This is a genomic window from Actinomadura sp. NBRC 104425 (assembly GCF_030269545.1).
In the GTDB taxonomy this organism is placed as follows: domain Bacteria; phylum Actinomycetota; class Actinomycetes; order Streptosporangiales; family Streptosporangiaceae; genus Spirillospora; species Spirillospora keratinilytica.
On the sequence record NZ_BSTN01000008.1, the window covers coordinates 238,233 to 265,088 of the forward strand.

Genomic DNA, 26,856 nt, shown 5'->3' on the forward strand with positions numbered 1-26,856 from the left:
AACCACACCTTCGTGCACGTCATGTGCGGCGATGCCGCTCATCGTCCTGCATGCCGGACATTGACCCGAATATTGGCGTGAGCAGCGCTATTTGCGAGCCGTTCCGGGTAGGACGCCGATTACTCGGCGGACGGCGCCGGTGTTCCAGAAGGCTCCGCTCGGCCGAGAAGATTCACCTGTCGGTGTGACCGGACATCTTGTCCGCGTTCAGGGCCCGCTCGCCGGAGTTCGCCGGTCCCGGGGAGCGAGCCCTGTTCTGCCGCCGGCCCGCGTTAGCCGCCTCCGCTGTTCAGGAAGAGTTCCAGGGGGAGGGTGGCGGCGCCCAGGGCGACCGCGTCGGGGCCCAGGGTGCACAGTTCGATCGAGGTGGTCGCGAACGGGTGCCGCAGGGCGTGCCCGCGGGCGGCCTCGCGGATGGCGTCCAGGTAGGTCTCGCCGAGGAGCAGGCCGGCCCAGCCGCCGAGGATGACGCGCTCGGGGTTGAGCAGGTTGATCAGCCCGCCGATGGCGGCGCCGAGGTAGCAGATGGTCTCCTCGACGACGAGGGCGCCGACGGTGCCCGGGGTGCCGGCCTCCAGGATCATGGCGGCCAGGGCCGACTCCTGGTCGGCCGCGGTGACCGTCCCGCCGGCCTCGGCGTAGCGGGCGAGCATGGCCTCGGCGCCGACGTAGGCCTCCAGGCAGCCGACGTTGCCGCAGCGGCAGGTCCGGCCGCCGACGACGACCGGGGTGTGGCCCCACTCCCCGGCGGAGGCGGGCAGGCCCCGGTCGGCGGTGCCCTGCGCGATGATCGCGGCGCCGACGCCGGAGCCGATCAGCCCGACCACGGTGTTCTGGGCGCCGCGGCCGGCACCGAACCACAGCTCGGCCTGGCCCATGGTGTTGGCGCCATTGTCGATGAGCAGCGGCAGGCCGGTGCCCGCGCGCAGCATCCGCTCCAGCGGCACCCGGTCCCAGCCGAACGTCTGGGCGTCCACGACGACCTCGGGACGCTGCTGGACGACGCCGGGCACGCCGATGCCCACGCCCAGGATCGCCTCGTGCGGGACGCCGCCGTCGGCGAGGACCGCCTCGATGCCGGCCAGGATCCGGGAGACGACCTCGGGCGCGGGATGGCGGGCCGGGTCCAGCGGGAAGGCGGCCTTGGCCCGCTCGGTCATCGCCAGGTCGAACAGCTCGACCTGCACCCGGGTCTCCCCCACGTCCACGCCGACGACGTAGCCGTGCTCGGGGTTCACCTGCAGCAGCACCCTGGGCCGGCCGACCTCGGAGTCGACCGATCCGATCTCGGCGACGATCCCGTCGCGGATCAGCTCGCGGGTCACGTTGCTGACCGAGGCCTGGCTCAGCCCGGTCGCCTCGGCGAGCTCCTGCCGGCTGCGCGGGCCGCTGAAGTACAGCGCCCGCAGCAGTGCCGAACGGTTGTCCCGGCGCAGGTCACGCACCGTGCCCCGCCTGCGCTGCGCCATCGTGGCTCCTCCCCCCTGTCCGCCCCCATCTTCCTTCACGGCGTGAAGAAAGTCATCTCGAAGTGTTGACGCCCACCTGTCCACGGGATTAAATCAAGCCTTGAAAAAAAGGAAATGTGGCGTACGCCACACTCCCGTCGTCCCACCCCGAACGTGAGGGACCCGTTCATGGGCATCAGACAGATCGCATCTGCGGCCGCGCTGGCCCTGCTCGCCGTGACCGCCGCGGGCTGCGGAGGCGGCGGCTCGTCCGCCGGCAATCCCAAGGAGCTCGTCTACTGGGCCTCCAACCAGGGCACCAGCCTCGACCACGACCGGCGGGTGCTGGAGCCCCGGCTCGCCGAGTTCACCCGGCAGACCGGGATCAAGGTCAAGCTGGAGGTGATCGGCTGGCCCGACCTGCTCAACCGCATCCTGGCCGCCACCACCTCCGGCGAGGGCCCGGACGTGCTGAACATCGGCAACACCTGGTCGGCGTCCCTGCAGGCCACCGGGGCGCTGCTGCCGTTCGACGACGCGACGCTCGCCAAGGTCGGCGGCAAGGACCGGTTCCTCGGCCCCTGCCTGGCCGCCACCGGGGCCGAGGGCAAGCCGCCGACCGCCGTCCCCCTCTACGGCCAGGCGTACGGCCTCTACTACAACAAGAAGCTGTTCCGGGAGGCGGGCATCGAGAAGCCGCCCGCCACCTGGAGCGAGCTGGTCGACATCGGCAAGAGGCTCACCCGGCCGGGCCGGTGGGGCCTGACCCTGCAGGCCGGGCAGGTCACCGAGAACGCCCACCACGCCGCGATCCTCGGCGCGCAGCACGGGGCCCGGTTCTTCGACGGCACCAAGCCCACGCTGGCGTCCGACCCCGCCGCCAACGCGATCAAGCAGTACCTCGACCTGATGCAGGTACACAAGATCGTCAACCCCGGCAACGCCGAGTACACCGACACCGCCAAGTCGCTGAAGGACCTGGCCGACGGCAGGGCCGCGATGTTCATGAACCAGGCGTCGGCGGGCTCGTTCCAGGCCGTCGGGATGAAGATGGAGGATCTCGGCGTCGCCCCGATCCCCATGCCCGACCGGTTCCCGCCGGGCGGCCGCAAGGTCAACAGCTTCGTGGCGGGCATCAACCTCGCGGTGTTCGCCGACACCGGCAACCGCGACGGCGCGCTGAAGTTCGTGCGGTTCATGACCAGCACCGAGCAGCAGGTGGCGCTCAACAAGGCCTACGGCTCGCTGCCCACGGTCAAGGACGCCTACGCCGACCCCGCCTTCCAGACCGAGCACGCCAAGGTGTTCCAGCAGGTGCTCAGCGGCACCGCCGAGCCCATGCCGCAGGTGCCGCAGGAAAGCCAGTTCGAGACCGCCGTGGGCACCGCGATGAAGACGATGTTCGCCGACATCGCCGCCGGTCAGACGGTCGACGCCGCGACCATCAAGGGCAGGCTCGCCCAGGCCGACCAGCAGCTGGCCGCCGGAGGCTGACGCCCCATGACGACACTGGTCGACCAGCCCCCGGCCGCCCCGGCGGCCGGGGCCCGCCCCCCGCGCCGGCGCGTCCGCGCCCGGCGCCGCCGGATCGCCCTGCCGTATCTGCTCCTGCTGCCCGCCTTGGCGCTGGAGCTGCTCGTGCACATCGTGCCGATGCTGGTGGGGATCGCCATGAGCTTCCGCAAGCTCACCCAGTTCTACATCCGCAACTGGTCGGCGGCCCCGAACGCCGGATTGGGCAACTACCGCGTGGTGCTCGACCTCGACTCGGCGGTCGGCCGCGAGCTGCTGCACTCGTTCGGGGTGACGGTCGCGTTCACGGTCGTGTCGGTCGGGGCGGCATGGCTGCTGGGGACCGCGGCCGCCGTGCTGATGCAGCCGGTGTTCCGCGGCCGCGGCCTGCTGCGGGCGTTCTTCCTCGTGCCGTACGCGCTGCCGATGTACGCGGCGGTGATCACCTGGGCGTTCATGCTCCAGCGCGACACCGGCCTGGTGAACGGGCTGCTCGGCCTGGACGGGCCGGACGCGCCGTTCTGGCTGATCGGCGGCAACAGCTTCTGGTCGCTGGTGGTGGTGTCGGTGTGGCGGACCTGGCCGTTCGCGTTCCTGATCGTCATGGCCGGGCTGCAGAACATCCCGCAGGACCTGTACGAGGCCGCCGCGCTGGACGGGGCGGGCTGGTGGCGCCGGTTCCGCAGCGTCACCCAGCCGCTGCTGCGCCCGGTCAACCAGGTGCTGCTGCTGGTGCTGTTCCTGTGGACGTTCAACGACTTCAACACGCCGTACGTGCTGTTCGGCGAGTCCGCGCCGCGCGAGGCGTCGCTGATCTCCGTGCACATCTACCAGAGCTCGTTCGTGACCTGGAACTTCGGGCTCGGCTCGGCGATGTCGGTGCTGTTGCTGCTGTTCCTGCTGCTGGTCACCGCCGGGTATCTGGCGGTCGCGTCGCGAAGGAGGAGGGTCGATGCGTGAGCCGCGCGGGGTGCGCTGGACGCGCCGCGCCGTCCTGGGGTTCCTGATCGTGTTCACCGGGCTGCCGCTGTACGCGATGGCGACCTCGGCGCTCAAACCGCTGGGCGACGTGCAGCGCGACTGGCGCTGGTTCCCCTCAAAGATCACGTTCCGCCCGTTCGCCGACATCTGGACGACGATCCCGCTCGGCCGCTACTTCCTCAACAGCCTGATCGTGTCGGGCGCGGCCACGGTGCTGTCGGTGACGATCGCGATCTTCGCGGCGTACGCGATCAGCCGGTACCGCTTCCCCGGCCGGCGGCTGTTCTCGGTGAGCGTGCTGTCCACCCAGATGTTCCCCGGGATCCTGTTCCTGCTCCCGCTGTTCCTGATCTTCGTCAACATCGGCAACAGCACCGGGGTCGCGCTGTACGGCACGCGGCTCGGGCTGGTGCTGACCTATCTGACGTTCTCGCTGCCGTTCGCCATCTGGATGCTCGCCGGATACTTCGACTCGATCCCCAAGGAGCTGGACGAGGCGTCGCTGGTCGACGGCAACGGCCCGATCGGCACGCTGCTGCGGATCGTGGTGCCCGCCGCCATGCCCGGCATCGTCGCCGTCGCCATCTACTCGTTCATGACCGCCTGGGGCGAGGTGCTGTTCGCGTCGGTGATGACCGACTCCGGCACCCGGACCCTCGCGGTCGGCCTGCAGGAGTACTCCACCGAGGTCCAGGTCTACTGGAACCAGGTCATGGCCGCCTCGCTGATCGTGTCGGTGCCGATCGTCGCGGGCTTCCTGCTCCTGCAGCGCTACCTGGTCGCCGGCCTCACCGCCGGCGCCGTCAAGTGACCTGCCCCTGTCCGCCCCCCTGTCCGCCATTCGCCCCCCGCCGGGCGGCCGTTCGACGCCGGCGCCCGCCCGGGCGGCGGGCCGGCGCACGCCTTCTGGGAGAAGACCGCCGTGAACCTTCCTGCCGACTTCCTCTTCGGAGCCGCCACCTCCGCGTACCAGATCGAGGGCGCGGTCTCCGCCGACGGCCGCCTGCCGTCCATCTGGGACGACTTCTGCCGCGTCCCGGGCGCCGTCGCGGGCGGCGACAGCGGCGACGAGGCCTGCGACCACTACCGCCGCTGGCGGGAGGACGTCGCGCTGATGCGGCGGCTCGGCCTGGACGCCTACCGGTTCTCCGTCGCCTGGCCCCGGGTCCTTCCGGAGGGCACGGGCGCGGTCAACGCCCCGGGCCTGGACTTCTACGACCGGCTCGTCGACGCGCTGCTCGAGGCGGGCATCCGGCCGTTCGTCACGCTGTACCACTGGGACCTGCCGTCGGCGCTGCAGGAGCGGGGCGGCTGGCCCGCCCGGGGCACCGCCGCGCACTTCGCCGACTTCGCCGCCGTCGTCGCCGCCCGGCTCGGCGACCGGGTCACCGACTGGACGACCGTCAACGAGCCGCTGTGCACGGCGTGGATCGGGCACCTGGAGGGACGCTTCGCCCCGGGCGTGCGCGACCTGCACCAGGCCGTCCGCGCCGCGCACCACCTGCTGCTCGCGCACGGCCTCGGCGCCGCGGCGGTGCGCGCCCACGCGGCGGCGACCCCGTCGATCGGGCTGGTCAACAACCTCAGCCCGATCGTGCCGGCGTCGGACCGGGACGAGGACGTGCGGGCCGCGACCCGGGCGGACGGCCACATCAACCGGTGGTGGCTCGACCCCGTCCACGGCCGCGGCTACCCCGCCGACATGATCGAGGTCTACGGGGTCGAGCCGCCCGTGCAGGCGGGCGACCTGGAGACCATCGCCGCCCCCCTCGACTACGACGGCGTCAACTACTACTTCCGGCAGATCGTCGCGGACGACCCGGACGGGCCCGCCCCGTACTTCCGGCAGCTCCCGGTGACGGGCGTGCAGACCACCGCGATGGGCTGGGAGGTGCACCCCGACGGGCTCACCGAGCTGCTACTGCGGCTGAGCGGCGAGTACGGCGCCGCGCAGATCTACGTCACCGAGAACGGCTCGGCGTGGGACGACAAGGTCGGCGCCGACGGCTCGGTCGACGACCGGGAGCGGACCGCCTTCCTGGAGGACCACCTGGCCGCCGTCGCCCGCGCCGCCCGCGCCGGCGCGCCGGTCAAGGGCTACTTCGCCTGGTCGCTGCTGGACAACTTCGAATGGGCCGACGGCCGGGACAAGCGGTTCGGGCTGGTCCACGTCGACTACGCGACCCAGGCCCGCACCATCAAGGCCAGCGGCCAGCGCTACGCCGAGATCATCCGCACCCACCGCCACCCCTGACGAGGAGGAGTGTGATGAGATCCCACCCCGCCCGCACGGCGCTGCCGGCCCTGGCAGTGCTGGCGGCGCTGCTCACCGTCCCCGCCTCCCCCGCGAGCGCCGCCGCGTGCGGGTCCGGCAACGCCGCCCTGAACCGGCCCGCCACCGCCTCGTCCGTCGAACACGCGGGCACCCCGGCGTCGGCGGCGTTCGACGGCGACTCCGGCACCCGATGGTCCAGCGCCTTCTCCGACCCCCAGTGGATCCAGGTCGACCTCGGCTCCGTCCGCGACATCTGCCGGGTGGAGCTGAACTGGGAGGCCGCCTACGGCAAGGACTTGCGCATCCAGGCGTCCCGCGACGGCACCTCGTGGACCGACCTGACGGCCGTGACCGGAGGCACCGGCGGCACCGCCGCCTACACCGTCACCGGTTCGGGCCGGTACGTGCGCATGTACGGCACGGCACGCGGCACCGGCTACGGGTACTCGCTGTGGGAGTTCGCCGTGCACGTGGAGGACGGCGACGAGCCGCCGCCGACCGGCGGGGGCGACCTCGGCCCGAACGTGCACGTATTCGACCCGTCGATGCCGTCGTCGGCCATCCAGTCCCGGCTCGACCAGATCTTCCGGGAGCAGGAGTCGGCGCAGTTCGGCACCGGACGGCACGCGATCTTCTTCAAGCCGGGCCGCTACAGCGGGCTGAACGCGCAGATCGGCTTCTACACCTCCGTGCACGGGCTCGGCCGCAACCCCGACGACGTGGCCATCGACGGCGACATCACCGTCGACGCCGGCTGGTTCAACGGCAACGCCACCCAGAACTTCTGGCGCTCGGCCGAGAACCTGTCGATCACCCCCGTCAACGGCACGAACCGGTGGGCCGTCGCGCAGGCCGCGCCCTTCCGCCGCATGCACGTGCGCGGCGGGCTCAACCTGGCGCCCACCGGATACGGGTGGGCCAGCGGCGGCTACATCGCCGACAGCAAGATCGACGGCACCGTGAGCCCGTACTCCCAGCAGCAGTGGTACACCCGCGACAGCTCCATCGGCGGGTGGCTCAACGGCGTGTGGAACATGGTGTTCTCCGGTGTCCAGGGGTCTCCCGGCGACACCTTCCCCGAGCCGCCGTACACCGACCTGGACACCACCCCGATCAGCCGCGAGAAGCCCTACATCTACCTGGACGGCGACGACTACCGCGTGTTCGTCCCCGCCAAGCGCACCGACGCCCGCGGCACGTCCTGGGAAGGCGGCTCCACCCCGGGCACGTCCCTCCCGCTCACCCGGTTCTACGTGGCCAGGCCCGGGGACAGCGCCGCGCGCATCAACGCCGCCCTCGACCAGGGCCTGCACCTGCTGCTGACCCCCGGCATCTACCACCTCGAGCAGCCCATCGACATCGACCGCGCGGGCACCGTCGTGCTCGGGCTCGGGCTGGCGACGCTCATCCCCGAGGGCGGCGTCACCGCGGTGAAGGTGGCCGACGTCGACGGGGTGCGGCTCGCCGGGTTCCTGGTGGACGCCGGGCCGACCGAGTCCGCCGCGCTCGTCGAGATCGGCCCGCCCGGCTCCGCCGCCGACCACTCCGCCGACCCGACGAGCGTGCAGGACGTGTTCATCCGCATCGGCGGCGCCGGACCCGGCCGCGCCGCCACCAGCATGATCGTCAACAGCGACGACGTGCTCATCGACCACACCTGGATCTGGCGGGCCGACCACGGCGACGGCGTCGGCTGGCAGACCAACCGCGCCGACCACGGCCTGGTCGTCAACGGCGACGACGTGCTGGCCACCGGCCTGTTCGTCGAGCACTTCAACAAGTACGACGTGCAGTGGTCCGGCGAGCGCGGCCGGACGATCTTCTTCCAGAACGAGAAGGCCTACGACGCGCCGAACCAGGCGGCGATCCAGAACGGCTCCATCAAGGGCTACGCCGCCTACCGGGTCGCCGACTCGGTGGACGTCCACGAGGCGTGGGGCGTCGGCTCGTACTGCAACTACAACGTCGACCCGACGATCCGGCAGGACCACGGCTTCCAGACCCCCGTCAAGCCGGGCGTCAGGTTCCACCACGCGCTGGTGGTGTCGCTGGGCGGCAACGGCCAGTACAACCACGTGATCAACGACACCGGCGCGCCGACGTCGGGCACCTCCACGATCCCGTCCGTGGTGGTCTCCTACCCATGACAGCGTCCCCGCGGGGCCCGGCGGGCGCTTCCGGCGGACACCGCCGACGGACGCCGCCGCCGGGTTACGGCCGCCGGGCCCCGCGGGCCAGGCTCCCCACCCCCCTGAAGGACGCCCATGAAACACCGCCCCCGCCCCCTGCCCGCGACATTGGCCGCGCTGTCCCTGCTGGCCGCCTGCGCCGTGACCGCCACCGCCCGCCCAGCGGCGGCCGCCGCCTGCGGCACCGCCAACGCGGCCCTGAACCGCCCGGCGACCGCCTCGTCCGTCGAGAGCGGCGCCTTCCCCGCCTCGGCCGCCGTCGACGGCGACCCCGGCACCCGCTGGTCCAGCTCCTTCTCCGACCCGCAGTGGATCCAGGTCGACCTCGGCTCAGCCAAGACGGTCTGCCGGGTGGTGCTCACCTGGGAGGCCGCCTACGCGCGCGCCTTCCAGGTCCAGGTCTCCGCCGACGGATCGACCTGGACGCCGATTCACACCACCGCCACCGCGACCGGCGGCACCCAGTCCCTCGATGTCACCGGCACCGGCCGCTACCTGCGCGTGTACGGCACCGCGCGCGGCACCGGCTACGGGTACTCGCTGTGGGAGCTGGCCGTCCACACCGCCGACGGCACCGTCCCGGCGGACGCGCCGATCTCGGCGTTCAAGCAGGTTTCGGCCTCGTCCTGGGAGGGCGGCAACGCCCCCGCCGCGGCCCTGGACGGGCGCACCACCACCCGGTGGGCCAGCCTCCCCGGCGACGACCAGTGGCTGAAGGTCGATCTCGGCGGCGTCGGAACGATCACCGGCCTGACCCTGAACTGGGAGGCGGCCTACGCCACCGGCTACCGCATCGAGGTCTCCGACGACGACTCCACCTGGCGGACCCTCTACAGCACCACCACCGGCAAGGGCGGCGTGGAGAACCTGACGGTCTCGGGCAAGGGCCGCTACGTCCGGTTCACCGGGACGGCCCGCGCCACCGGCTACGGGTACTCGCTGTGGGAGTTCCAGGTCCACGGCACCCTCGACACCACCGCCGACACCCCGCCGCTGCTGTCGCCGCCTACCAAGGCACCGGAGGACACCGGCCGGTTCGCGCTGTCCTCCCCGCCCGACGGCGCGATGGTCACCGACACGCGGCGGCCAGCCCTGTCATGGGCGGCCGTGCCGGGCACCGTCCGCTACGAGGTGTGGATCAACGTCAGCCGGACCGACTACGACTTCACCGCCTCCGGCAGCCTGCTCGACCTCTACACCAAGGTCGCCGAGACGGCCGCCACCACGTACACGCCCACCTGGGACATCTCCGACCGCTGGACGTACCGGTGGTTCGTCGTCGCGGTGGACGGGTCGGGGAACCGGACCGCCTCGGCCGTCCGCACCTTCAGCGTCTACCTGCCCGAGATCGAGCGGGTCGACGACGGCGTCCCCATCGTCGACGGCGCCCGCGACCTCAACCGCAACGGGACGATCGAGCCGTACGAGGACTGGCGGCGGCCGGTGGAGGAGCGGGTGCGCGACCTGCTCGGCCGGATGACGCCGGAGGAGAAGGCGTACCAGATGTTCTACGGCGCCGAGAAGCACCCGCGGTCGGGCTGGCACTTCGGGCCCGCGCAGCCCGGCGACCTGCACGAGGTGCTGCTCGGCTCGGCCGCGACCCGCCTCGGCATCCCGCCGGTGTCCGCCGGCGACACCATCGCCGGGTACCAGACCACCTACCCGCTGCAGAGCGCGCTGGCCGCGGCGAGGAACTACCCGCTGGACCGCGAACTGGGCGACATGCAGCGGCGCGAGCAGCTGGAGGTCGGCACCCGCGGCGTGCTGGGGCCGCTCGCCGAGGTCGGCACCAAGGTGCTCTACCCGCGGATCCAGGAGGGCAACGGCGAGGACGCGCAGGTCGCCGCGGCCCAGGTGCGGGCGCTGGTGACGGGCCTGCAGGGCGGGCCGGAGCTGAACCCGGGCTCGGTGCTGGCCACGGTCAAGCACTGGCCCGGCGAGGGCGCCGGCGGCGAGTCCCAGATCACCTACGACGAGGTCACCATCAAGTACCACATGATCCCGTTCCGGGCGGCGATCGAGGCGGGCGCCGTCAACATCATGCCGGGGTACGCCGGCAGCCGGTACCTCGACCCCGGCGGGTCGGGCGCCGGGGACAGCAAGCCCATCCTCGACTACCTCCGCGACAACCTGGGCTACACGGGCCTGATCACCACGGACTGGCTGCCGTCCGGCGTGTGGACGAAGGCCGCCAAGGCCGGCTCGGACGTGATGGGCGGCGCCGACCCGGGCGCCGAGGGGTTCGACATGTCCCGGTTCCTGGCCGACGTCCCGATGGCCCGCATCGACGACGCGGTCACCCGGATCCTGCGGTTGAAGTTCCGGCTCGGGATCTTCGAGCGCCCGTACGGGGACCCGGTGAACGGGCCCTTCCGGTTCCACCAGCCGTCCTACGCCGCCCTGGCCGAGCGGGCCGCGCGGGAGGTCAACACCCTGCTCAGGAACGACGGCGTGCTGCCCGTCCGGCTCCGGCCCGGCGACGACATCGTGGTGGCCGGGCCCACCGCCGCCGACGGCACCGCCTGCTGCATCTGGACCAGCTACTTCCACGCCGAGCACGGCTCGAAGACGCTGCTGCAGGCGATCCGGGACCGGGCCGCCGCCGCGGGCGTCGACGTGCACCAGGACTCCGCGGCGGACCCCGAACTGGCCGTCGTGGCCGTCGGGGAGCCCACCTACACGCACGCCACCGCCTGGGAGCAGACGAGACCCCAGCTGCCGCCCGAGCAGCTGGAGATCATCCGCCGGTTCCACGACCAGGGCGTCCCGGTCGTGGTGGTGATGACGCTGCCCCGGCCCACCGTCATCACCGAGTGGCACGAGCTGGTCGACGCCATCGTGCTGACCTACCGCGGCGGCGAGAAGACGGGCACGGCCACCGCCGCCCTGCTGTTCGGCGACTACGCCCCCGGCGGACGGCTGCCCTGGCAGATGCCCCGCTCCCTCGACCAGATCCTCACGCCGGGCGGCAGGGACGACCCCGCCGACGCCGTCGAGGACTGGACCGTCCCCTACGACCTGGGCGCGAGCGAGGCGCAGCGCGCCGAGATCCGCGCCCACATCGACGCCGGACGCCCCGTCCCCACCGGATACGGAGACCCGCTCTACCCGTACGGCGCGGGAATCCAGGGCTGGGGCCCGGCGCAGCGGAAGGCGGACTGACCCCCGTCCGCCGGCCGCTCACGTCGGCCCGGACCCCGGCCGGGTCCGGGCCGACGCCCGTTCCCCCTCCGGACGCGTCGGCGGTCAACCGGCCGATCAGGGCGTATGTCCGGGCCCGGGGCGGATTGGGGGCGGGCGGCCGGGGGTACTCATGGCGGGCACGGCCGTCGCGTCCGCGGGCGGGCGCGGCGACGGGGAGACGATCATCGGGGGGCGCCGTGCGGGTTCGCTGGCGGCAGCGTATACGGATGATGCGTTGGCCCGCGGGTATGGGCCTGGCCGCGTGGCGGTGGCTGCGCGGTTCCCGGGGGGTGGCGCGGGGGCGGCTCCGCAGCAGCGTGGTCGCCGAGATCGAGCGCCTCCCGGAACGCGGCGGAGACCGGCTGCAGCATCCGCGGCAGGGCGCCGGGCCGGCGTTCCAGCGCCGCTACACCGTCCGGATCACCGGCACCCCGCTGAACGCCGAACAGCTGATCGACCGCCTGTGCGAGGACATCAACGCCGCGTCGCCGGTGGAGATCGCCGTCTTCGACAAGACGTCGGGCGGCGCGCGGTGCCTGGACATCGGCGACGAGTACGACGTGCACATGCCGGGCCCGTGGAACTGCCCGGTGCGCGTGGTGGAACGCCGGCCGCGGTCCTTCCGGTTCGCCACGCTGGAAGGCCACATCGAGGCGGGGGAGATCGAGTTCCGGGCGGCGGACGCCCCGGACGGCGACGTGGTGTTCACCATCGAGTCGTGGGCGCGCAGCGGCAGCCGCCTGGCGGACCTGCTGTACGACAGGCTGCGCATCGCGAAGGAGATGCAGCTGCACATGTGGACCCACTTCTGCTCGCGCGTCGCGGACCTGGCCGGGGGCCGGGTGGCCGGCGAGGTGGAGGTCCACACCGACAGGGCCGAGGTCGCCGGGGACAGCCGGCTCCACGCGCAGCACCTGACCCGGTTCGCTGCCGCCGCCGTCTCGCGGATGTTCACCACGGCGGCGCGGCTGCGCGGCGGCCGTCCGCTGCACCCCGACGGGCTGGTGTGCGACGCCGTCCTGCTGCTGCACGGCGCCTCGAAGCCCTGGGGCGTGCCGTTCCTGGACGACACCGCCGAGCTGCGGGGAGTGGCGCGATTGTCGCGGTCGGTGGGACTGCCTCCCCCGCTGCCGGACGTGCTGGGGCTGGCGCTGCGGTGGAGGCAACCCGCAACCGTCCCGCCGGGCGGCGAACCGGACACCGCGGAGCTGCTTTTGGCCAGTACCGGGCAGGGCCTGCTCGGCCGCCACCTGCCGCGGCCGGCGTTCAGGTGGAGCCCGGGCTTCTACGGCTCCCTGCTGCCGTACGCGGCCGGCGACCGCCGCGTCCTCCTCGGCGCGGTCGCGCGGCGGCCCTGCGTCGTCTCCGCCGACGCCGTCTCGCTCGCCCGCGCCCTCGGCGAGAGCCCCCTGCCGCTGGACCTGGTCATCGCGACCGAGTTCGGCGCGTGGGAGCCGTTCGGCGAGCTGCTGCTCACCGGCCCGGCGCGCGGCGACGACGGCGCACCGATGCGTTTCGACCCGGCCGGGCACCAGGTCCCCGGGCTGCCGCCGGCCGGGACGCTGCAGCAGATCCGGGGCCCCGTCTACGCCGCCGTCCACCGGGCCGCCGGCCCCCGCGACCGCGTCGCGCTCTGAGCGTTCCGCACACCGCCAGGCGGAGAAGCTCGATGTCATGGGCGAGAACACGCGCATCCGGCGACGACTGCGGCGGCTGCACGCCGAGCTGCGGCACCGGCCGGTCAACTTCGATCCGGGCGAGGCGCCCGGCGGCGACGCGGATCCCGGCTGGCACATCGACGACTACCGGCAGCCCCTGCCCGCCGAGCCGCCCGGCCCGCCGCTCCCCGGCGGCAGCTGGGAGATCGCCCGCCGCCTCGTGCGGGACTACGAGTTCGCCGACCCGGCCTTCATCCGGCACGCCTACGGCGAAGGCCCTCCCGAGCCGGGCCGGGACATGCTGCTCCAGGGCCGGTTCTACGGGTTGCGGTTCTACCTCGGGGTACGGATCGGGGCGGTGGTCGACGGAGTCGTCGAGCAGGACGGGCGCCGGGCGCGGGTGTGGGGGTGGAACTACCGGACGCTCCAAGGGCATCTCGAACGCGGCCAGATGGACCAGGAGGTGCGCAAGTGGCTGGACACCGGTGAGGTGGAGTTCCGCATCCACGCCTACTCCCAGATGGCGGACATCCCCAACCCGGTCGTGCGGCTCGGGTTCGTGCTGTTCGGCCGCGCCACGCAGGTCAGGTATTACAGGCGGGCCTGCCGCCGCATGGCGGAGCTGACCAGCGCCGCACTGGCCGAGCAGCGGCGGGCCCACGCAGGAGGTTCGAAGCGATGACCGCGCAACGCCACGTCTTCCCCTTCCGGTTCAGCCCGGCATACCGGCTGGCGGCACTGCCGTTCGGCGTCACGTCGTCGACCGCGTGCGTCATCGTGACGGACGTCGCGCTGCACATCCGGTTCGGGCCGTGGCGCCTCACCACGGACCTGGACAACATCGCCGAGGCGGAGGAGGTCCGCGGCCCCTACGCCTTCGTCAAGACCGCCGGTCCGGCCCATCTCTCGCTCGCCGACCGCGGCATCACCTTCGCCACCAACCGCGACGGGGGCGTGTGCGTCCGCTTCCGCACCCCGGTGCCGGCGATCGACCCGCTGCACCTGATCGGCCATCCGACGGCGACGGTGACGGTGGCGCGTCCCGACCAGCTGCTGGCCCGGCTGGCATAGCGCCGGCGAGGCCCACGGTCAGAATCGGGGGTCGGGAATCGGGGGTGGGGGCCCGCGGGTCGCCGTCATGTCGCTGCCGGGATACCCCACCCTGCCGGCGACGTACTGCAACGATCTGATTACGATGTGTGTGTCGCTGTGGTCAGGAGGTCGCACCGCGGCCGACGGGAGCGCGAGGTGTGTGATGGGCGCGATGGAGGACTTCCTGCGGCTCCTCGGGCTGACCGGCGACGCCGACCCCGCGCGTGCCGGCGACGCCGCGCGGCCCGCGCCCCGGGCACCGGCCGCAGCGCCGGCCGCCGCCCCCGAAAGACCGGCGGCGGCACCGGCGGTGGGACGGCGCCGACTGGAGCAGACCCTGCGGCGCCTGCCCGACCGCTACCGCGACAGGCTCGGCCCCCCGGCCCTGCGGCAGGTCACGCGGGCCGCGGCCGGCGGACGCTGGGACGCGGCCGTCGACCACCTGGTGGCGGCCCTGTGCCGGTGCGAGGCGCCGGTCACCGCCGCCGAGCGCCAGGAGCTGCGCGCCGTGCTGCGGGCGCTGGACAGGCCGACCGACCGGGTCGACGCCCTCCCCCGCCGGTGACCGCTGGGCCGCGCGCGGCGTCCGGTCACCGGCGGGGGACACCGGCTGCGAGGGGCCGCATGGCGCGGTGAATGCCGGGAATGTACGACAAAGGCGGGCGCCGCGCCCGGCTTCGGCCGCCCGCCCGGGGGACTGAGGACCGATGGAGCCGAATCGGGACGACCAGCTGCTCGGCGAGTTGCTCGACAGCAGCCATGCCATCTCGATGCAGCAGATCCCCGTCGTGGTGGCCGACACCGCCGGACGGGCCGGCTACCGGGACACGGTCATCTACCTCGCCGACATCCAGCAGAACGTGCTGCGCCCGCTGCGGGGACGCGACGCGGGGGCGCCGCCGCACCTCAGGTGCGCGCCGGACGAGATCCGCGTCGAGGGCACCCTGGCCGGGCGGGCGTTCCAGAATGTCACCGGCGTGCAGGGCCCCGCGGCCGACGGCGGCACCGTGTGGTGGGTGCCGCTACTGGACGGCATCGAGCGGCTGGGCGTCCTGAAGGTCGTCGTTCCCCCCACGGACCGGGACGTCATGCGCTTCCTGTGGCGCCTGGCGGGCCTGGTGGGGCTGATGGTCGTCAGCAAGCGGGCGCTCAGCGACACCTACGCGCGGCTGCTGCGCACCCGGCCCATGACGGTCTCCGCCGAGATGCAGTGGCGGCTGCTGCCGCCGCGGACCTTCGCCAACGACCGGGTGGTGATCGGCGCACTGCTGGAGCCGGCCTACGAGCTCGGCGGGGACGCCTTCGACTACGGCCTGGCGGGCGACACCGTCCACCTGGCGATCTTCGACGCGATGGGCCACAACACCACCTCGGGGCTGACCTCCAACCTGGCCGTGGCGACCTGCCGCAACAGCCGCCTGCAGGGCGCCGACCTGCTGGAGGTCGGCAAGGCGATCGAGAAGATCCTGGAGCAGCAGTTCGCCGCCACCAGCTATGTCACCGCGCTGCTCGCCGAGCTGGACTCGCGCACCGGCATGCTGTCGTGGACCAACCACGGGCACCCGCCGCCGGTGGTGATCCGCAACGGCCGCTGGGTCACCACCCTGGAATGCCCGCCGGCCGCGCCGCTGGGCACGGGGCTGGGCGACGACGCGGTGCTGTGCCAGGAGCAGCTGGAGCCCGGCGACCGCATCCTGCTCTACACCGACGGCATCATCGAGGCCCGCAACAGCAGCGGCCAGGAGTTCGGCCTGCACCGCTTCATCGATTTCATCATCCGCCGCAACGCCGACGGGCTGCCCGTCCCCGAGACGCTGCGCCGCCTCGTCCGCAGCATCCTGGACCACCACGCCGGGCAGCTCGACGACGACGCCACCGTGCTGCTGCTGGAATGGCGGGGGCCGGACGGCCGCATCCCGCCGCGCAGCCCCGCATCGGCCGCGGAGGCGTGACGGCGGTGCGCTAGCGGTGCGCGGGGACGAGCTTGAGCCGCTCGCCGCGGCGCAGGTGGCGGGCCCTGTGTTCGAGGCCGCGTCGTTCCACCTCGCGCTCGAAGTCCCACAGGGGCGACTTCATCACGCTGTAGTCGTCGTAGTGGACGGGGACCGCGACGGCGCACCGCACCGTCTCCAGCCACTCGGCGCCCTGCCGGCCGTCCATGGTCACCGTCAGCAGGCCCATCAGCCGGGTCCCGCCCAGGTGCACGATGCCGACGTCAATGTCGGGATGGCGCCGCGCGATCTCGGCGATGCCGTCGTACATGAGCGTGTCGCCGCTGATGTAGAGCCGCAGGCCGGGCGGGCCGCCGCGGGGGCCGAACTCCAGCAGCGAGCCCATCACCGGCGGCAGCAGGCGCCGCAGCTGGCCGGGCGCGTGCCGGCCCGGCATGGCGGTGACGCGCACCATCCGGTCGCCCTTGACCAGTTCGTGCGGCTCCCAGGTGCGCAGCCCGATCGCCTCGCCGAATCCGCGGGCGCGCAGGGTCCGCGCGGCGGCGACGGTGGTGAGGACGGGCAGGGCCCGATCCAGGTTCCGCTCGGCCACCCGGTCCCAGTGGTCCTCGTGCAGGTGCGACAGCACCACGCCGTCGAGGTCGGGCAGCTCGTGTACGGCCAGGGCGGGGTCGCGCAGCCGCGTGGCGGTGATGCCGTAGCCGAGGTGGGCGCGCTCGCCCCGGCGCAGGAAGTTCGGGTCGGTGATCAGCGTGAAACCGCCGCAGCGGATGATGGTGGTGGCGTTGCCCACGAAGGTCACGGAGTCGCCGGACCGTGCGCCCGCCGTATCGCCTGTCATGGCCTCCCCCTAGGGACGTTCGGTCGCGTCCGCACCCCCTACCCCCGAACTCCGGCATCTCACGCCAGGTCGGAAATAGACGTGTGCATCCGTTCTGCCGGGGGATGTTCCTCCGTCACCGTGGCGGGCCGCCCCCCGGGGGGCGGGACGTCCGGCAGCCGAGACGAGCCGTTCGGCCCTTACCACCCTGGGGGCCCGCCGGTGTACTGGGCGTATGTCGGCACGAGGAGGCACCATGGAACCGACGCGGCGGCCGCCGGTCCGGAACGTCTCCGAGACGCCGGCGGAGGACGTCCGCCGGGCGGTCGAGCGATCCATGGTCGAGGACTTGTGACCATGCCCGGCGGACGCCAGCAGGTCCAGGTGCTGGACCGCGCGACGTGCCTGGCGCTGCTGGGCAGCGTCCCGATCGGCCGGGTCGCCTGGGCCGACGACCGGGGCCGGGTGACGGTGCTGCCGGTGAACTTCCTGCTGGACGGCGACACCGTCGTCTTCCGCAGCGCCGCGGGCGGCAAGCTCGCCGCCGTCGCGGCGGGACGTCCCCTGACCTTCGAGGCCGACGACGTGGAGCCGGCCCTGAAAATGGGCTGGAGCGTCGTGGCCGAGGGGTTCGGCGCGGTCGTCACCGACCCCGGCGAGCTGCGCCGGCTGGAGTCGCTGCGGCTGGCGCCGTGGGCGCCGGAGCCCAAGCCCGTCTACGTGCGCATCGCGATCCGCCGCGTGTCCGGCCGCCGCCTCCCCCTGCATCCGGGCGGGGTGCGCGTCGAGCACCTCCGCCCGGGCGGGACGTCCGCGTAGCGGCCCGGCCCGAGGACGGCGGAGAAGGCTTTCGGTCCGCCCGGGCAGGGAACAAAGCCCCTCCCGGACCGTGCCTCCGGCTTCTAGCGTCGGTGGGGACCGAGGGAGGAGTGCATGCGACGATCACATCCGGCGCGCGACGGAGCCCGGCCGCGTCCGTTCTCCCGGGTGCGCCCGTTCGTCCTGCGGCTCGTCCGGAGGCTCGGATTCGGCCGCAGCGACCTGCGGCGTCCCGTCGACCGCGTGCAGCGCGCCGTCGGCGTCACGCTCGTTGTCGTGTTCCTGGCGCTGGCGGTGCCGCTGGCGGCCTGGGCGGCGGAGCGCTCCTACCGGACGGGCCTGCGCGACGAGGCCGCCCAGAAGGCCGGCCGGTACCCCGTCGTCGCCACGGTCACGCGGCGTCCGGCGGACGCGACGGCGGGCGCCGGCGACCAGTCGCCGTCCACGGTGTGGGCGCGCTGGAACGCACCGGACGGAACGCCCCGCACCGGGGAGATCCCGGCCTGGCCGTCCGCCGGCAGGGACGGCACCCGGCGCATCTGGGTGAACGCGTCCGGAAAGGTCGTCGGCCGGCCGCTGCGGCGGGAGCAGGTCGTCGTGAATGCGGTGCTGAGCGCCTGCTTCGCCGTGCTGGGCGTGGGCGCGCCGCTGGCGCTGGTGTACGCGGTGACCCGGCGGGTGTGCGACCGCCGCCGGGCCGCGTCGTGGGACCGGGCGTGGGAGCGGCTCGACCGGCGCTACGCCGGCTGATCCTCGCCCGTCCCGCCCTCCCCGGCGAAGAGGGGCTGGACGACGGCGACCGAGCACGGTGCGTGCTGCAGCAGGGCGCTGCTGGTGGCGCCCAGCAGCAGCGGATCCACCGTCCCCCGGCCCCGGTTGCCGACCACGACGAGATCGGCGCTGTCGGCCGCGTCGAACAGCGCCTCCCGGGGCGGGTCGAGCACCAGCGACGTCCACGCGTCGACCTGCGGATAGCGCACCCGGTAGGGGGCCACGGCCCGTTCCAGCCGGGCGCCGCAGACCCGCTTGAGCTTGTCGTCGTCGTGGAACATGTCCAGCTCCTCGCGCGGCACCGCGCCCGGCTCCCAGCAGCCGTACACCGCCAGCAGGCTCCAGCCGCGCAGGGCCGCCTGCTCGAACGCGAACGCCAGAGCCGCGTCGCCGCCCGGCGAGCCGTCGACCCCGGCGACGACGCGCCGGTGCCCGGCGGTGGGGCCGCGCACGACGACCACGGGACGGTGCGCCCGGGCCGGCAGGTGCAGCGCCGTCGAGGCCACCGGCAGGCGGGCCTGCTCGTGCGAGCCGATGACGATCACCTCGGCGTCGTCGCCCGCCGCCAGCAGCGCCGCGTACGCCGGTCCGTCCATGAGCCGCCCGGTGATGCGCACGCCGGGTGCGGAGCGCTCGGCCAGGGCCACGCCGCGGTCCAGGATGTGCCGGCCCATGCGCTTGACGGTCGCAGCGCCCTCGTAGTCGATGTGGCTGATGGAGTACGGCCAGTGCCAGGAGTGCACGACGGTCAGCGGCAGCCTCCGCAGCCGGGCCTCCGTCGCCGCCCAGCCCACCGCGTATGCGCTCTGCTTGGTGCCGTCGTAGCCGACGAGCACGTACGAACCCCTGCCCATGGCCCCTCCCCGGTCCGGTACGCGGTCTCCGTACGTCCTCGTCCCATCGCATCCTCGCGTTCCAGCGCCGTCCCAGAGGCGAAAGGCCCGAGGCGGGGGGACCTCCGCACGCCGTCGGCGCCCGCGGACGGCGGTGTGCGGGCAGGCCGGGACCTTCGTCCCTGCGGCACAGGGCCAATGGCTGTCGCGCCTCGGGCGGGAGGCGGGCAGCATGCAGGTGACACCCACCGACGGCGTGGAGGAACCGCCGGACCGGGCCGGGACGAGACGGCCGCCGAGGCCGCAAGACCCTCCGTCGTCAAGACGGATGACCCGGATTCCAGGCGCCCCACGAGCGACCGCCGGTGGGTGCCGCTTGCGGAGCCGGTCCCGTCGGGACGCCGATCCCGTCTTCTGGGGACCTCTCTTTCTTGCCACTCGGGGACCTTCGCCCCTGCCGCAGTGCCGCCTCCGGCTGATGTCGTTAGGACCGCTACGGCTTGCGGTCCGGGACGGCTCGGGCCGCATTCGCGCCCCCGGGAGGAGATCGATGTCGGCACCCATGACCGACGCGGGCGAGCACGCGCTGCTGCGCGACGGCTCGATGGTCCATATCCGGCCGCTGGCGCCGTCGGACCGCGCGGCGCTGCACGCCCTGGTGGACCGGTTGTCCGAGCAGTCGGCCTACCTGCGCTTCTTCACCGGCGGCCGGCGCACACCGCACGCCTACGTCGACCTGCTCACCGGCGGCGACTGGCACGGGCACGCCCTGGTGGCCTTCATGGGCGGGCAGGCGATGGGGCTGGCGGAGATGATCCCCGCCGGCGACGGCGGCAGCGCGGAGCTCGGGGTGCTGGTCGACGACCGGATGCACGGGCGGGGCCTGGGCACGCTGCTGCTGGAGCAGCTGGCGATCGAGGCGGACGCCCGGGGGATCGCCGAGTTCACCGCGACCGTGCTGGCGGAGAACCGGGCGATGATGGAGCTGCTGGTCACGGCCGGGTTCCGGCTGCAACGGCGGTTCGGCGGCAGCGAGTACGACGTCCGCGTCCCGCTGGAGTGCACCGGCGAGCTGGTCGCCGCGATCGAGGCGCGCGAGCACACCGCCGGGGTGGCGTCGCTGAAGCGGGTGCTGCAGCCGTGGTCGGTGGCGGTGATCGGCGCGAGCCGCGACCCGCGGACCGTGGGCCACCGGATCCTGCGCAACCTGCTGGACGGCGGCTACTCCGGGGCGATCTACCCGGTCAACCCGCACACCGACGCGATCCTCGGGCTCCCCGCGTTCCCCACCGTGGCGGACATCCCCGGCGGGGTGTGCCTGGCGGTCGTGGCGACGCCCGCCGAGGCGGTGCCCAAGGTGGCCCGCCACTGCGCCGAGCACGGGGTGCAGGCGCTGGTCGTGGTGTCGGCGGGGTTCGCCGAGACGGGCGCCGAGGGCGCCCGCCGGGAGGCCGAGCTGCTGGCGATCTGCCGCGACGCGGGCATGCGCCTGGTCGGGCCCAACTGCCTGGGCATCGTCAACACCGCGGAGAAGCTGAACGCCAGCTTCCTGCCCGCCATCCCGGCGCGCGGGCGGCTGGCGGTGATGTCGCAGTCGGGCGCGGTCGGCTCGGCGCTGCTGGAGCAGGCCGGCGCGACCGGGCTGGGGGTGTCCAGCTTCGTGTCGGCCGGCAACAAGGCCGACATCAGCGGCAACGACCTGCTGCAGTACTGGGAGGACGACCCCGACACCTCGGTCATCGCGCTGTACCTGGAGTCGTTCGGCAACCCCCGCAAGTTCGCCGCGCTGGCGCGCCGGATCGGGGGCCGCAAGCCGATCGTGGTGCTCAAGGCCGGCCGTTCGGACGCGGGCGGCCGCGCCGTCCGGTCGCACACCGCCGCCGCGGCCACCTCCGACATCGCCGTCGACGCACTGCTGCGCCGCGCCGGGGTCGTGCGCGTCGAGACGGTGCGGGACCTGCTGGACACCGCCCGCCTGCTGGCCTGCCAGCCGCTGCCGCGCGGCCGCCGCGTCGCCGTGGTCGGCAACTCCGGCGGGCCGGGCGCGCTGGCCGCCGACGCCTGCGCCGCGCACGCCCTGGAGGTGCCCGAACTGGCCGAGGCCACCCGCAGGGCGCTGCGCGAGGCGCTGAGCCCGTCGGCGGCGGTCGCCAACCCGGTGGACCTGACCGCCGACGGCGGCGCCGCCCAGTTCACCGCGGCGCTGCGGACGGTGCTGGACGACCCGGGCGTCGACGCGGTCATCGCCGTCTACACCCCGCCGTTCGGTTCCGGCGCCGAGGCGTCCAAGGCGGCGGTCGCGGCGGCGGCGCGCGGCGCGGACAAGCCGGTGCTGGCCTGCGTGCTGGGCGAGGACTCCCTGATCGACGACGGCACCGTGCAGGTGCCCGCGTACGCCTACCCGGAGCAGGCGGTCGCGGCGCTGCGGCACGCGGTGGACCACGCCGAGTGGCGCGCCCGGCCCGCGTCCCCGGCGGCCGCGCCGACCGGCATACGGCGGGAGCGGGCGCGTGCGCTGATCGAAGAAGAGCTGCGCCGGGCTCCGTCGGGCCGCTGGCTGGCCCCGGAGACGGCGCACCGGCTGCTGGGGCACTACGGCATCGCCGTGGCGCAGACGATCGGCGTGGACGGGCCGGAGAGCGCCGTCGAGGCCGCCGCGCTGACCGGCTACCCGGTCGCGCTCAAGGCGGTCGGGCCGACCCTGGTCCACAAGAGCGACGTCGGCGGCGTCCGGCTCGACCTGCGCACGCCCGAGCAGGTCCGGGACGCCTACCGGGACATGGCCGCCGCCCTCGGCGACGCGATGACCGGCGCCGTCGTGCAGCGCATGGCCGGCGAGGGCGTCGAAATCATCATCGGCGCGGTGGAGGACCCCCGCTTCGGCCCGCTGGTCATGGTCGGCATGGGCGGGATCGCCGCCGACCTGCTCGGCGACCGGGTGTTCCGGGCGGCGCCGCTGCTCGACGGCGAGGCCGGCGAGCTGATCCGCTCGCTGCGCTGCGCCCCGCTGCTGTCGGGCCACCGGGGCCGCCCGGCCGCCGCCGTGCCCATCCTGGAGGACCAGCTGGCGCGGGTGTCCCGGCTGGTCGCCGACAACCCCGAGATCGCCGAGCTGGACCTCAACCCGGTGATCGTCACGCCGCGCGGCGCGGCGGCCGTGGACGTGCGGATCCGCCTGGCCCCTCCCCCGCCGGCGCCGTCCCCGCTCAGCCGCGCCCTCGGCTGACCGACGGCCGTCCCCGCCGGGACCTTTGCCTCTACGGTGCCGCGGGCGGCGCCGAGGAGCATGAGAACCGATGCGACGACGGCAGCGGACAGAGATGGAGAGACGGTGACCGTAGTGGACGGCCCTCCGACGCAGGACCCGCCCCGCTTCGCGATGTCGCTCATGACCGTTCCCGGCGGGACGAGGGTGGTGGGCGTGTCCGGCGAGGTGGACATCGCCACCGCGGACATCTTCGGCGACCTGCTGCTGGCCGCCCTGGACCTCGACCACCCGAATGTCGTGGTCGACGCCGAGCACCTGGAGTTCTGCGACGCCCAGGGGCTGCGCGCGCTGACGGCCGCCGCCGACCTCGCCGAGGCGCTCGGCGGCCGGGTCACGATCGTCAACGCCCGGCCCCTGCTGGTGCGGCTGCTGCGGATCACCGGGCTGCAGCAGCGGTTCGCGGTCGGGGCGGCCGCCGCCCGGACGGGCTGACGCCCGCCGACGGCCGGGGCGGGAGGGAAGAGAAGGGGAAGAAGGCACGCATGAACCGCAACGCCAGGAGCGTCCGCGGCGTCGGCGACGGCCTCCGGGACCTGGTCGACCGGGCCGTGCTCACCGTCATCACGGCCGTCCTCTTCCCCCACCCGCACGGCTGGCTCAGGCGGTTGGCCGTCCATTGGCGGGACCTCGGCAGGGCCGGCGTCCCGCCGACGGACCCGCGGGAAGAGGAGACGGCCGCGCCGCCGCGTCGCCGTCTCGAACTGGTGCCGCCGCCACCGGACCACGCCGGGGCCGCGCGCGGCTCCCGCGCCACCCCGCCCAGGCCCCGGCTGCGCGTCGTACCGAAACCGGGCACCCCGCCGGAGCGCCCGGTGCACGCGCCGACGACCCGGCGCTGACCGCCCGGAGGGGCGCCGGGGGTTCAGATCACGGGTCAGATCACGGGGGCGCCCGCGGCGCTCTCGACATCCACGGTGATCCGCGGCAGGTCCAGCAGCGAGTTGTGCACCGTGCAGCGGTCGATGGCGTCCCGCAGCCCCGCCGCGCTCGCCTGCGACAGGCCCTGCGGCGGGCGCACGGCCAGGTCGATGCGGGCCACGTGCGGTCGTGTTCCGGCGTTCATGACGAACCGCCCCCTGACCTCCAGGCCGTCGGCGGGAATGCCGCGGTCGCGCAGATGGCGCCGCCCGTGGTAGGCGGCGCAGGCGGCCAGGCTCGCCACGAACAGCTCGACGGGCGTCGGGCCGTCGTCCGTGCCGCCCAGCGCGAACGGCTGGTCCACGCAGACGACGTGCCCGCGCACCAGGACGGCGAACGCGTCCCCGGAGCGGTGGACCACGGTGATCTCGTTCATGGCGTACCCCCAACGGTGCCTTCGGAGCAGTAATTCCAGGCTTCCCGCCGCCGGTCCCCGTCCGAAGGGGCGAAGGTCCCGCGAGCCGGGGCCGCCCGGCACTGTCGGCGGGTCGCCGCCGCCGCGAGGCTGGATGGCGATCGGGAGGTTCATGGAGTGACGCCGGGGCCGCGGCGGGCGCATGGCCGCCCGCCCGCCGGGAAGGTGATCCGGCGGGCGGGCCGCCGGCCGAAGGGCCCGCGCGGCGGGCCGCCCGGCACTTGCACCAGGCCGCCCGGATCCGCCGGCGGGGCCGGACACCTACGACAGGCCCCGGGAGGGGACATGCGACGACGCAAGGTCGCCGACGTCATGACCACGCGGGTGGTGACCGTCGCCGAGGAGACGCCCTTCATCGAGATCGTGGAGGCCATGGCCGAGCACGGCGTCCACGCCGTGCCCGTGGTCGGCCGGGACGGCCGGGTGACCGGGATCGTCACCGACGCCGACCTGCTGCGCAAGCAGGAGTACAAGGACGCCGAAGGCCCGCGGACGCTGCTGGAGGCGCTGCGGCGCCGCCGGGTGCACGCCAAGGCCGACGCCGTGGACGCCCGGGGCCTGATGACCGCCCCCGCCGTCACGGTGCCGCGGGACGCCTCGGTGGCCGAGGCCGCCCGGCTGCTGGCCCGGCACGAGTTCAAGCAGGCCCCGGTGGTGGACGACGACGGCCGCCCGGCCGGCATCGTCACCCGGGCCGACCTGCTGCGCGTGTTCCTGCGCTCCGACGACGACATCCGCGATGAGATCATCCGCGAGGTGCTGGTGGACCGGCTCTGGCAGGACCCGTCGCAGGTCGCCGTCCGCGTCCAGGACGGGGTGGTGCAGCTGACCGGGCGGGTCGACCGGCGCAGCATGATCCCGGTCCTGGTCCGGCTGGCCGCGGCCACGGAGGGCGTGGTGAACGTGAAAGAACTGCTCTACTACAAGCAGGACGACACCATTCCCGAGTCCTACCGCCGGGTGTGAGCCCCCGGGGCGGTCAGCCGGCGACCAGGACGGCGGCGCCCTGGACCCGGTCGGCGGCCAGGTCGGCCAGGGCCCGGTCGGCGTCGGACAGCTCGTAGGGCGTGCAGGTCACGTGCAGCGGCAGCCGTCCCGCCAGCCGCAGGAACTCCTCCCCGTCCGCCCTGGTGTTGGCGGTGACCGACCGGACCTGCCGCTCCTGGAACAGGTGGCGCCGGTAGTCGAGCGGCGGCACGTCCGAAAGGTGGATCCCGGCGATCGCCAGGGTGCCGCCCCGGTCCAGCCGCTCCAGGGCGACCGGGACCAGCCCGCCCGCCGGGGCGAACACGATCGCCGAGTCCAGCGGCTCCGGCGAGGGGTCGAACGAGTCGCCCGCGGACGCGGCGCCCAGCGACCTGGCCAGGGTGCGGGCGGCCTCCGCCCGGGTGAACACGTGCACGGCCGCCCCCTCGGCCAGCGCGATCTGGGCCGTCAGATGCGCGGATGCGCCGAAGCCCCAGATGCCCAGCCGCCCGCCCGGCGGCAGCGCGGCGCGGCGCAGCGCCCGGTAGCCGATGATCCCGGCGCACAGCAGCGGCGCCACCTCCAGGTCGGTGCGGTGCTCGGGCAGGTCGTAGACGTAGGCGTCGCGCGCGACCGTGTACTCGGCGTATCCGCCGTGGGCGTCCCAGCCGGTGTAGGTCGAGTCGGGGCACAGGTTCTCGGCGCCGCGGCGGCAGTACCGGCAGGCGCCGCAGGTGCCGCGCAGCCACGCCGCGCCGACCCGGTCGCCCGGCGCGCGGCGGCAGCCCGGGCCCGCCGCGACCACCTCGCCGACGATCTCGTGCCCGGGTGTCACGCCCGGCAGGTGCACCGGCAGGTCGCCCTCGGCCACGTGCAGGTCGGTGCGGCACACCCCGCACGCGCGGACCCGCAGCAGCAGCTCGCCGGGGCCGGGCTCGGGGACGTCCCGGTCCACCCGCCGCAGCGGCCGGGTCGCGATCGGCCCGGGCTCCTGCACGCTCCACGCCCGCATCACCGCCTCCTTCCCAAAGCCGCGATGCCCGGTTTCCGGGCGGCTGACACGGCCTCGCGGGCCGCCCGGCGCCGCCCGGCAGAGAATGCGCCAACTTCGTCCGGGTACGCGCAATTTCACACGCCATGGCGCCCATTCCGACGCGACGGCGAACGGGGGGAAGATGATCAGCAGGCGGCGCATCTTGCAGGCGGGGGCGGCGGGCGGAGCGGGCCTTCTCCTGCCCGCCCCGGCGGCCGCGCGGACCGGTGCGGGCAGGGCCGCCCCGCTCGACCCCGCGAAGATCAAGAAATACGCGGCCGAGCTGGTGATACCGCCGGTGATGCCGCCGGACCGCCGCGGCGGCACCGACCGGTACACGATCGCCGTGCGCCAGTTCCGCCAGCGGCTGCTCCCGCCGGGCAGCCCGGCCACGACCGTGTGGGGGTACGGGTCCCCCCGGCACCCGGAGACGTTCCACTTCCCCGCCTGCACCATCGAGGCGCAGGCCGACCGGCCGGTCGAGGTCCGATGGGTCAACGAGCTGGTGGACGCCCGGGGGAGGTACCTGCCGCACCTGCTGCCGGTGGACCCCACGCTGCACTGGGCCAACCCGCCGGGAGGCGCGTCGGGGCGCGACTCCCGCCCCTCCTTCACCTCGACCCCGGGGCCGTACACCGGGCCGGTGCCCATCGTGACGCACCTGCACGGAGGGCTGAACGGCGAGGAGAACGACGGGTACACCGAGGCGTGGTATCTGCCGGC

At 74.0% G+C, this 26,856-nt stretch carries 22 protein-coding genes; 17 read left to right on the top strand and 5 right to left on the bottom strand.

The window, feature by feature from the left end; genetic code table 11:
- Positions 1-272: 272 nt before the first annotated feature.
- A complete protein-coding gene (locus QSK22_RS15445; protein WP_285494847.1) occupies positions 273-1,469 on the bottom strand; it encodes an ROK family transcriptional regulator in 1,197 nt (398 codons plus the stop codon).
- Positions 1,470-1,637: 168 nt separating this feature from the next.
- Here QSK22_RS15445 and QSK22_RS15450 point away from each other — a divergent pair, with 168 nt between their 5' ends.
- The 11 genes from QSK22_RS15450 (at position 1,638) to QSK22_RS15500 (ending at position 16,290) form a co-directional block, all read left to right on the top strand.
- Complete coding sequence (locus tag QSK22_RS15450; protein ID WP_285494848.1) at positions 1,638-2,942, top strand: extracellular solute-binding protein; 1,305 nt, start codon at positions 1,638-1,640, stop codon at positions 2,940-2,942.
- A 6-nt stretch (positions 2,943-2,948) separates the two neighbouring features.
- A complete protein-coding gene (locus QSK22_RS15455) occupies positions 2,949-3,920 on the top strand; it encodes a carbohydrate ABC transporter permease (protein ID WP_285494849.1) in 972 nt (323 codons plus the stop codon).
- Entirely contained in the window at positions 3,913-4,752 is an 840-nt protein-coding gene (locus QSK22_RS15460) for a carbohydrate ABC transporter permease (RefSeq protein WP_285494850.1), read from the top strand. The genes QSK22_RS15455 and QSK22_RS15460 overlap by 8 nt, the downstream gene beginning before the upstream one ends.
- 111 nt (positions 4,753-4,863) lie before the next feature.
- Positions 4,864-6,195 carry a GH1 family beta-glucosidase gene (locus tag QSK22_RS15465; protein WP_285494851.1) on the top strand — a complete coding sequence of 444 codons (1,332 nt, stop codon included), beginning with the start codon at positions 4,864-4,866 and terminating at the stop codon, positions 6,193-6,195.
- 14 nt (positions 6,196-6,209) lie between these two features.
- Entirely contained in the window at positions 6,210-8,363 is a 2,154-nt protein-coding gene (locus QSK22_RS15470) for a discoidin domain-containing protein (protein WP_285494852.1), read from the top strand.
- Positions 8,364-8,480: 117 nt separating this feature from the next.
- A complete protein-coding gene (locus tag QSK22_RS15475; RefSeq protein WP_285494853.1) occupies positions 8,481-11,567 on the top strand; it encodes a discoidin domain-containing protein in 3,087 nt (1,028 codons plus the stop codon).
- Between the two features lie 248 nt (positions 11,568-11,815).
- Positions 11,816-13,225, top strand: a complete 1,410-nt coding sequence (locus QSK22_RS15480; RefSeq protein WP_285494854.1) for a DUF1990 family protein — start codon at positions 11,816-11,818, stop codon at positions 13,223-13,225.
- Positions 13,226-13,262: 37 nt separating this feature from the next.
- The gene (locus tag QSK22_RS15485) at positions 13,263-13,928 is read left to right on the top strand and encodes a DUF1990 family protein (RefSeq protein WP_285494855.1); all 666 of its coding nucleotides are present in this window, start codon (positions 13,263-13,265) and stop codon (positions 13,926-13,928) included.
- The gene (locus tag QSK22_RS15490) at positions 13,925-14,317 is read left to right on the top strand and encodes a hypothetical protein (RefSeq protein WP_285494857.1); all 393 of its coding nucleotides are present in this window, start codon (positions 13,925-13,927) and stop codon (positions 14,315-14,317) included. The genes QSK22_RS15485 and QSK22_RS15490 overlap by 4 nt, the downstream gene beginning before the upstream one ends.
- A 184-nt stretch (positions 14,318-14,501) precedes the next feature.
- Positions 14,502-14,903, top strand: coding sequence for a hypothetical protein (locus QSK22_RS15495; RefSeq protein WP_285494858.1), 402 nt, complete (start codon positions 14,502-14,504; stop codon positions 14,901-14,903).
- A gap of 142 nt (positions 14,904-15,045) precedes the next feature.
- On the top strand, positions 15,046-16,290 hold the full coding sequence (locus tag QSK22_RS15500; RefSeq protein WP_285494859.1) for a PP2C family protein-serine/threonine phosphatase: 1,245 nt from the start codon (positions 15,046-15,048) through the stop codon (positions 16,288-16,290).
- 10 nt (positions 16,291-16,300) lie between these two features.
- On the opposite strand, the gene QSK22_RS15505 is transcribed toward QSK22_RS15500, so the two are convergent.
- Complete coding sequence (locus QSK22_RS15505) at positions 16,301-17,131, bottom strand: MBL fold metallo-hydrolase (RefSeq protein WP_285494860.1); 831 nt, start codon at positions 17,129-17,131, stop codon at positions 16,301-16,303.
- A 336-nt stretch (positions 17,132-17,467) separates the two neighbouring features.
- Between QSK22_RS15505 and QSK22_RS15510 the strand changes: the two genes are divergently transcribed.
- Positions 17,468-17,929, top strand: coding sequence for a pyridoxamine 5'-phosphate oxidase family protein (locus QSK22_RS15510; protein ID WP_285494861.1), 462 nt, complete (start codon positions 17,468-17,470; stop codon positions 17,927-17,929).
- A 114-nt stretch (positions 17,930-18,043) separates the two neighbouring features.
- A complete protein-coding gene (locus tag QSK22_RS15515) occupies positions 18,044-18,679 on the top strand; it encodes an Rv1733c family protein (protein ID WP_285494862.1) in 636 nt (211 codons plus the stop codon).
- Here the strand turns inward: QSK22_RS15515 and QSK22_RS15520 are convergent.
- Entirely contained in the window at positions 18,667-19,554 is an 888-nt protein-coding gene (locus tag QSK22_RS15520; protein WP_285494863.1) for a universal stress protein, read from the bottom strand. The two genes, QSK22_RS15515 and QSK22_RS15520, sit on opposite strands and share 13 nt — an antisense overlap.
- 529 nt (positions 19,555-20,083) lie before the next feature.
- Between QSK22_RS15520 and QSK22_RS15525 the strand changes: the two genes are divergently transcribed.
- From QSK22_RS15525 to QSK22_RS15535, 3 genes are all read left to right on the top strand, one after another.
- Positions 20,084-22,759 carry a bifunctional acetate--CoA ligase family protein/GNAT family N-acetyltransferase gene (locus tag QSK22_RS15525; protein WP_285494864.1) on the top strand — a complete coding sequence of 892 codons (2,676 nt, stop codon included), beginning with the start codon at positions 20,084-20,086 and terminating at the stop codon, positions 22,757-22,759.
- Positions 22,760-22,864: 105 nt separating this feature from the next.
- Positions 22,865-23,233: an STAS domain-containing protein gene (locus QSK22_RS15530; protein WP_285494865.1), complete on the top strand. Its 369-nt coding sequence runs from the start codon at positions 22,865-22,867 to the stop codon at positions 23,231-23,233.
- A gap of 50 nt (positions 23,234-23,283) precedes the next feature.
- Entirely contained in the window at positions 23,284-23,640 is a 357-nt protein-coding gene (locus tag QSK22_RS15535; protein WP_285494866.1) for a hypothetical protein, read from the top strand.
- A 35-nt stretch (positions 23,641-23,675) separates the two neighbouring features.
- Here the strand turns inward: QSK22_RS15535 and QSK22_RS15540 are convergent, their stop codons facing one another.
- Entirely contained in the window at positions 23,676-24,095 is a 420-nt protein-coding gene (locus QSK22_RS15540) for an OsmC family protein (RefSeq protein ID WP_285494867.1), read from the bottom strand.
- A gap of 324 nt (positions 24,096-24,419) precedes the next feature.
- Here QSK22_RS15540 and QSK22_RS15545 point away from each other — a divergent pair, with 324 nt between their 5' ends.
- On the top strand, positions 24,420-25,100 hold the full coding sequence (locus tag QSK22_RS15545) for a CBS domain-containing protein (RefSeq protein ID WP_285494868.1): 681 nt from the start codon (positions 24,420-24,422) through the stop codon (positions 25,098-25,100).
- Between the two features lie 13 nt (positions 25,101-25,113).
- Here the strand turns inward: QSK22_RS15545 and QSK22_RS15550 are convergent, their stop codons facing one another.
- Positions 25,114-26,112 (bottom strand): zinc-dependent alcohol dehydrogenase family protein, encoded by a 999-nt coding sequence (locus QSK22_RS15550; protein WP_285494869.1) that lies wholly within the window; start codon positions 26,110-26,112, stop codon positions 25,114-25,116.
- Between the last annotated feature and the right edge of the window lie 744 nt (positions 26,113-26,856).

Bases quoted from the DNA above. Each gene is read 5' to 3' on its own strand.
- QSK22_RS15445 (WP_285494847.1), bottom strand. From the start codon at position 1,469: ATGGCGCAGCGCAGGCGGGGCACGGTGCGTGACCTGCGCCGGGACAAC.
- QSK22_RS15450 (WP_285494848.1), top strand. From the start codon at position 1,638: ATGGGCATCAGACAGATCGCATCTGCGGCCGCGCTGGCCCTGCTCGCC.
- QSK22_RS15455 (WP_285494849.1), top strand. From the start codon at position 2,949: ATGACGACACTGGTCGACCAGCCCCCGGCCGCCCCGGCGGCCGGGGCC.
- QSK22_RS15460 (WP_285494850.1), top strand. From the start codon at position 3,913: ATGCGTGAGCCGCGCGGGGTGCGCTGGACGCGCCGCGCCGTCCTGGGG.
- QSK22_RS15470 (WP_285494852.1), top strand. From the start codon at position 6,210: ATGAGATCCCACCCCGCCCGCACGGCGCTGCCGGCCCTGGCAGTGCTG.
- QSK22_RS15475 (WP_285494853.1), top strand. From the start codon at position 8,481: ATGAAACACCGCCCCCGCCCCCTGCCCGCGACATTGGCCGCGCTGTCC.
- QSK22_RS15480 (WP_285494854.1), top strand. From the start codon at position 11,816: ATGATGCGTTGGCCCGCGGGTATGGGCCTGGCCGCGTGGCGGTGGCTG.
- QSK22_RS15485 (WP_285494855.1), top strand. From the start codon at position 13,263: ATGGGCGAGAACACGCGCATCCGGCGACGACTGCGGCGGCTGCACGCC.
- QSK22_RS15490 (WP_285494857.1), top strand. From the start codon at position 13,925: ATGACCGCGCAACGCCACGTCTTCCCCTTCCGGTTCAGCCCGGCATAC.
- QSK22_RS15495 (WP_285494858.1), top strand. From the start codon at position 14,502: ATGGGCGCGATGGAGGACTTCCTGCGGCTCCTCGGGCTGACCGGCGAC.
- QSK22_RS15500 (WP_285494859.1), top strand. From the start codon at position 15,046: ATGGAGCCGAATCGGGACGACCAGCTGCTCGGCGAGTTGCTCGACAGC.
- QSK22_RS15505 (WP_285494860.1), bottom strand. From the start codon at position 17,131: ATGACAGGCGATACGGCGGGCGCACGGTCCGGCGACTCCGTGACCTTC.
- QSK22_RS15510 (WP_285494861.1), top strand. From the start codon at position 17,468: ATGCCCGGCGGACGCCAGCAGGTCCAGGTGCTGGACCGCGCGACGTGC.
- QSK22_RS15515 (WP_285494862.1), top strand. From the start codon at position 18,044: ATGCGACGATCACATCCGGCGCGCGACGGAGCCCGGCCGCGTCCGTTC.
- QSK22_RS15520 (WP_285494863.1), bottom strand. From the start codon at position 19,554: ATGGGCAGGGGTTCGTACGTGCTCGTCGGCTACGACGGCACCAAGCAG.
- QSK22_RS15525 (WP_285494864.1), top strand. From the start codon at position 20,084: ATGTCGGCACCCATGACCGACGCGGGCGAGCACGCGCTGCTGCGCGAC.
- QSK22_RS15535 (WP_285494866.1), top strand. From the start codon at position 23,284: ATGAACCGCAACGCCAGGAGCGTCCGCGGCGTCGGCGACGGCCTCCGG.
- QSK22_RS15540 (WP_285494867.1), bottom strand. From the start codon at position 24,095: ATGAACGAGATCACCGTGGTCCACCGCTCCGGGGACGCGTTCGCCGTC.
- QSK22_RS15545 (WP_285494868.1), top strand. From the start codon at position 24,420: ATGCGACGACGCAAGGTCGCCGACGTCATGACCACGCGGGTGGTGACC.
- QSK22_RS15550 (WP_285494869.1), bottom strand. From the start codon at position 26,112: ATGCGGGCGTGGAGCGTGCAGGAGCCCGGGCCGATCGCGACCCGGCCG.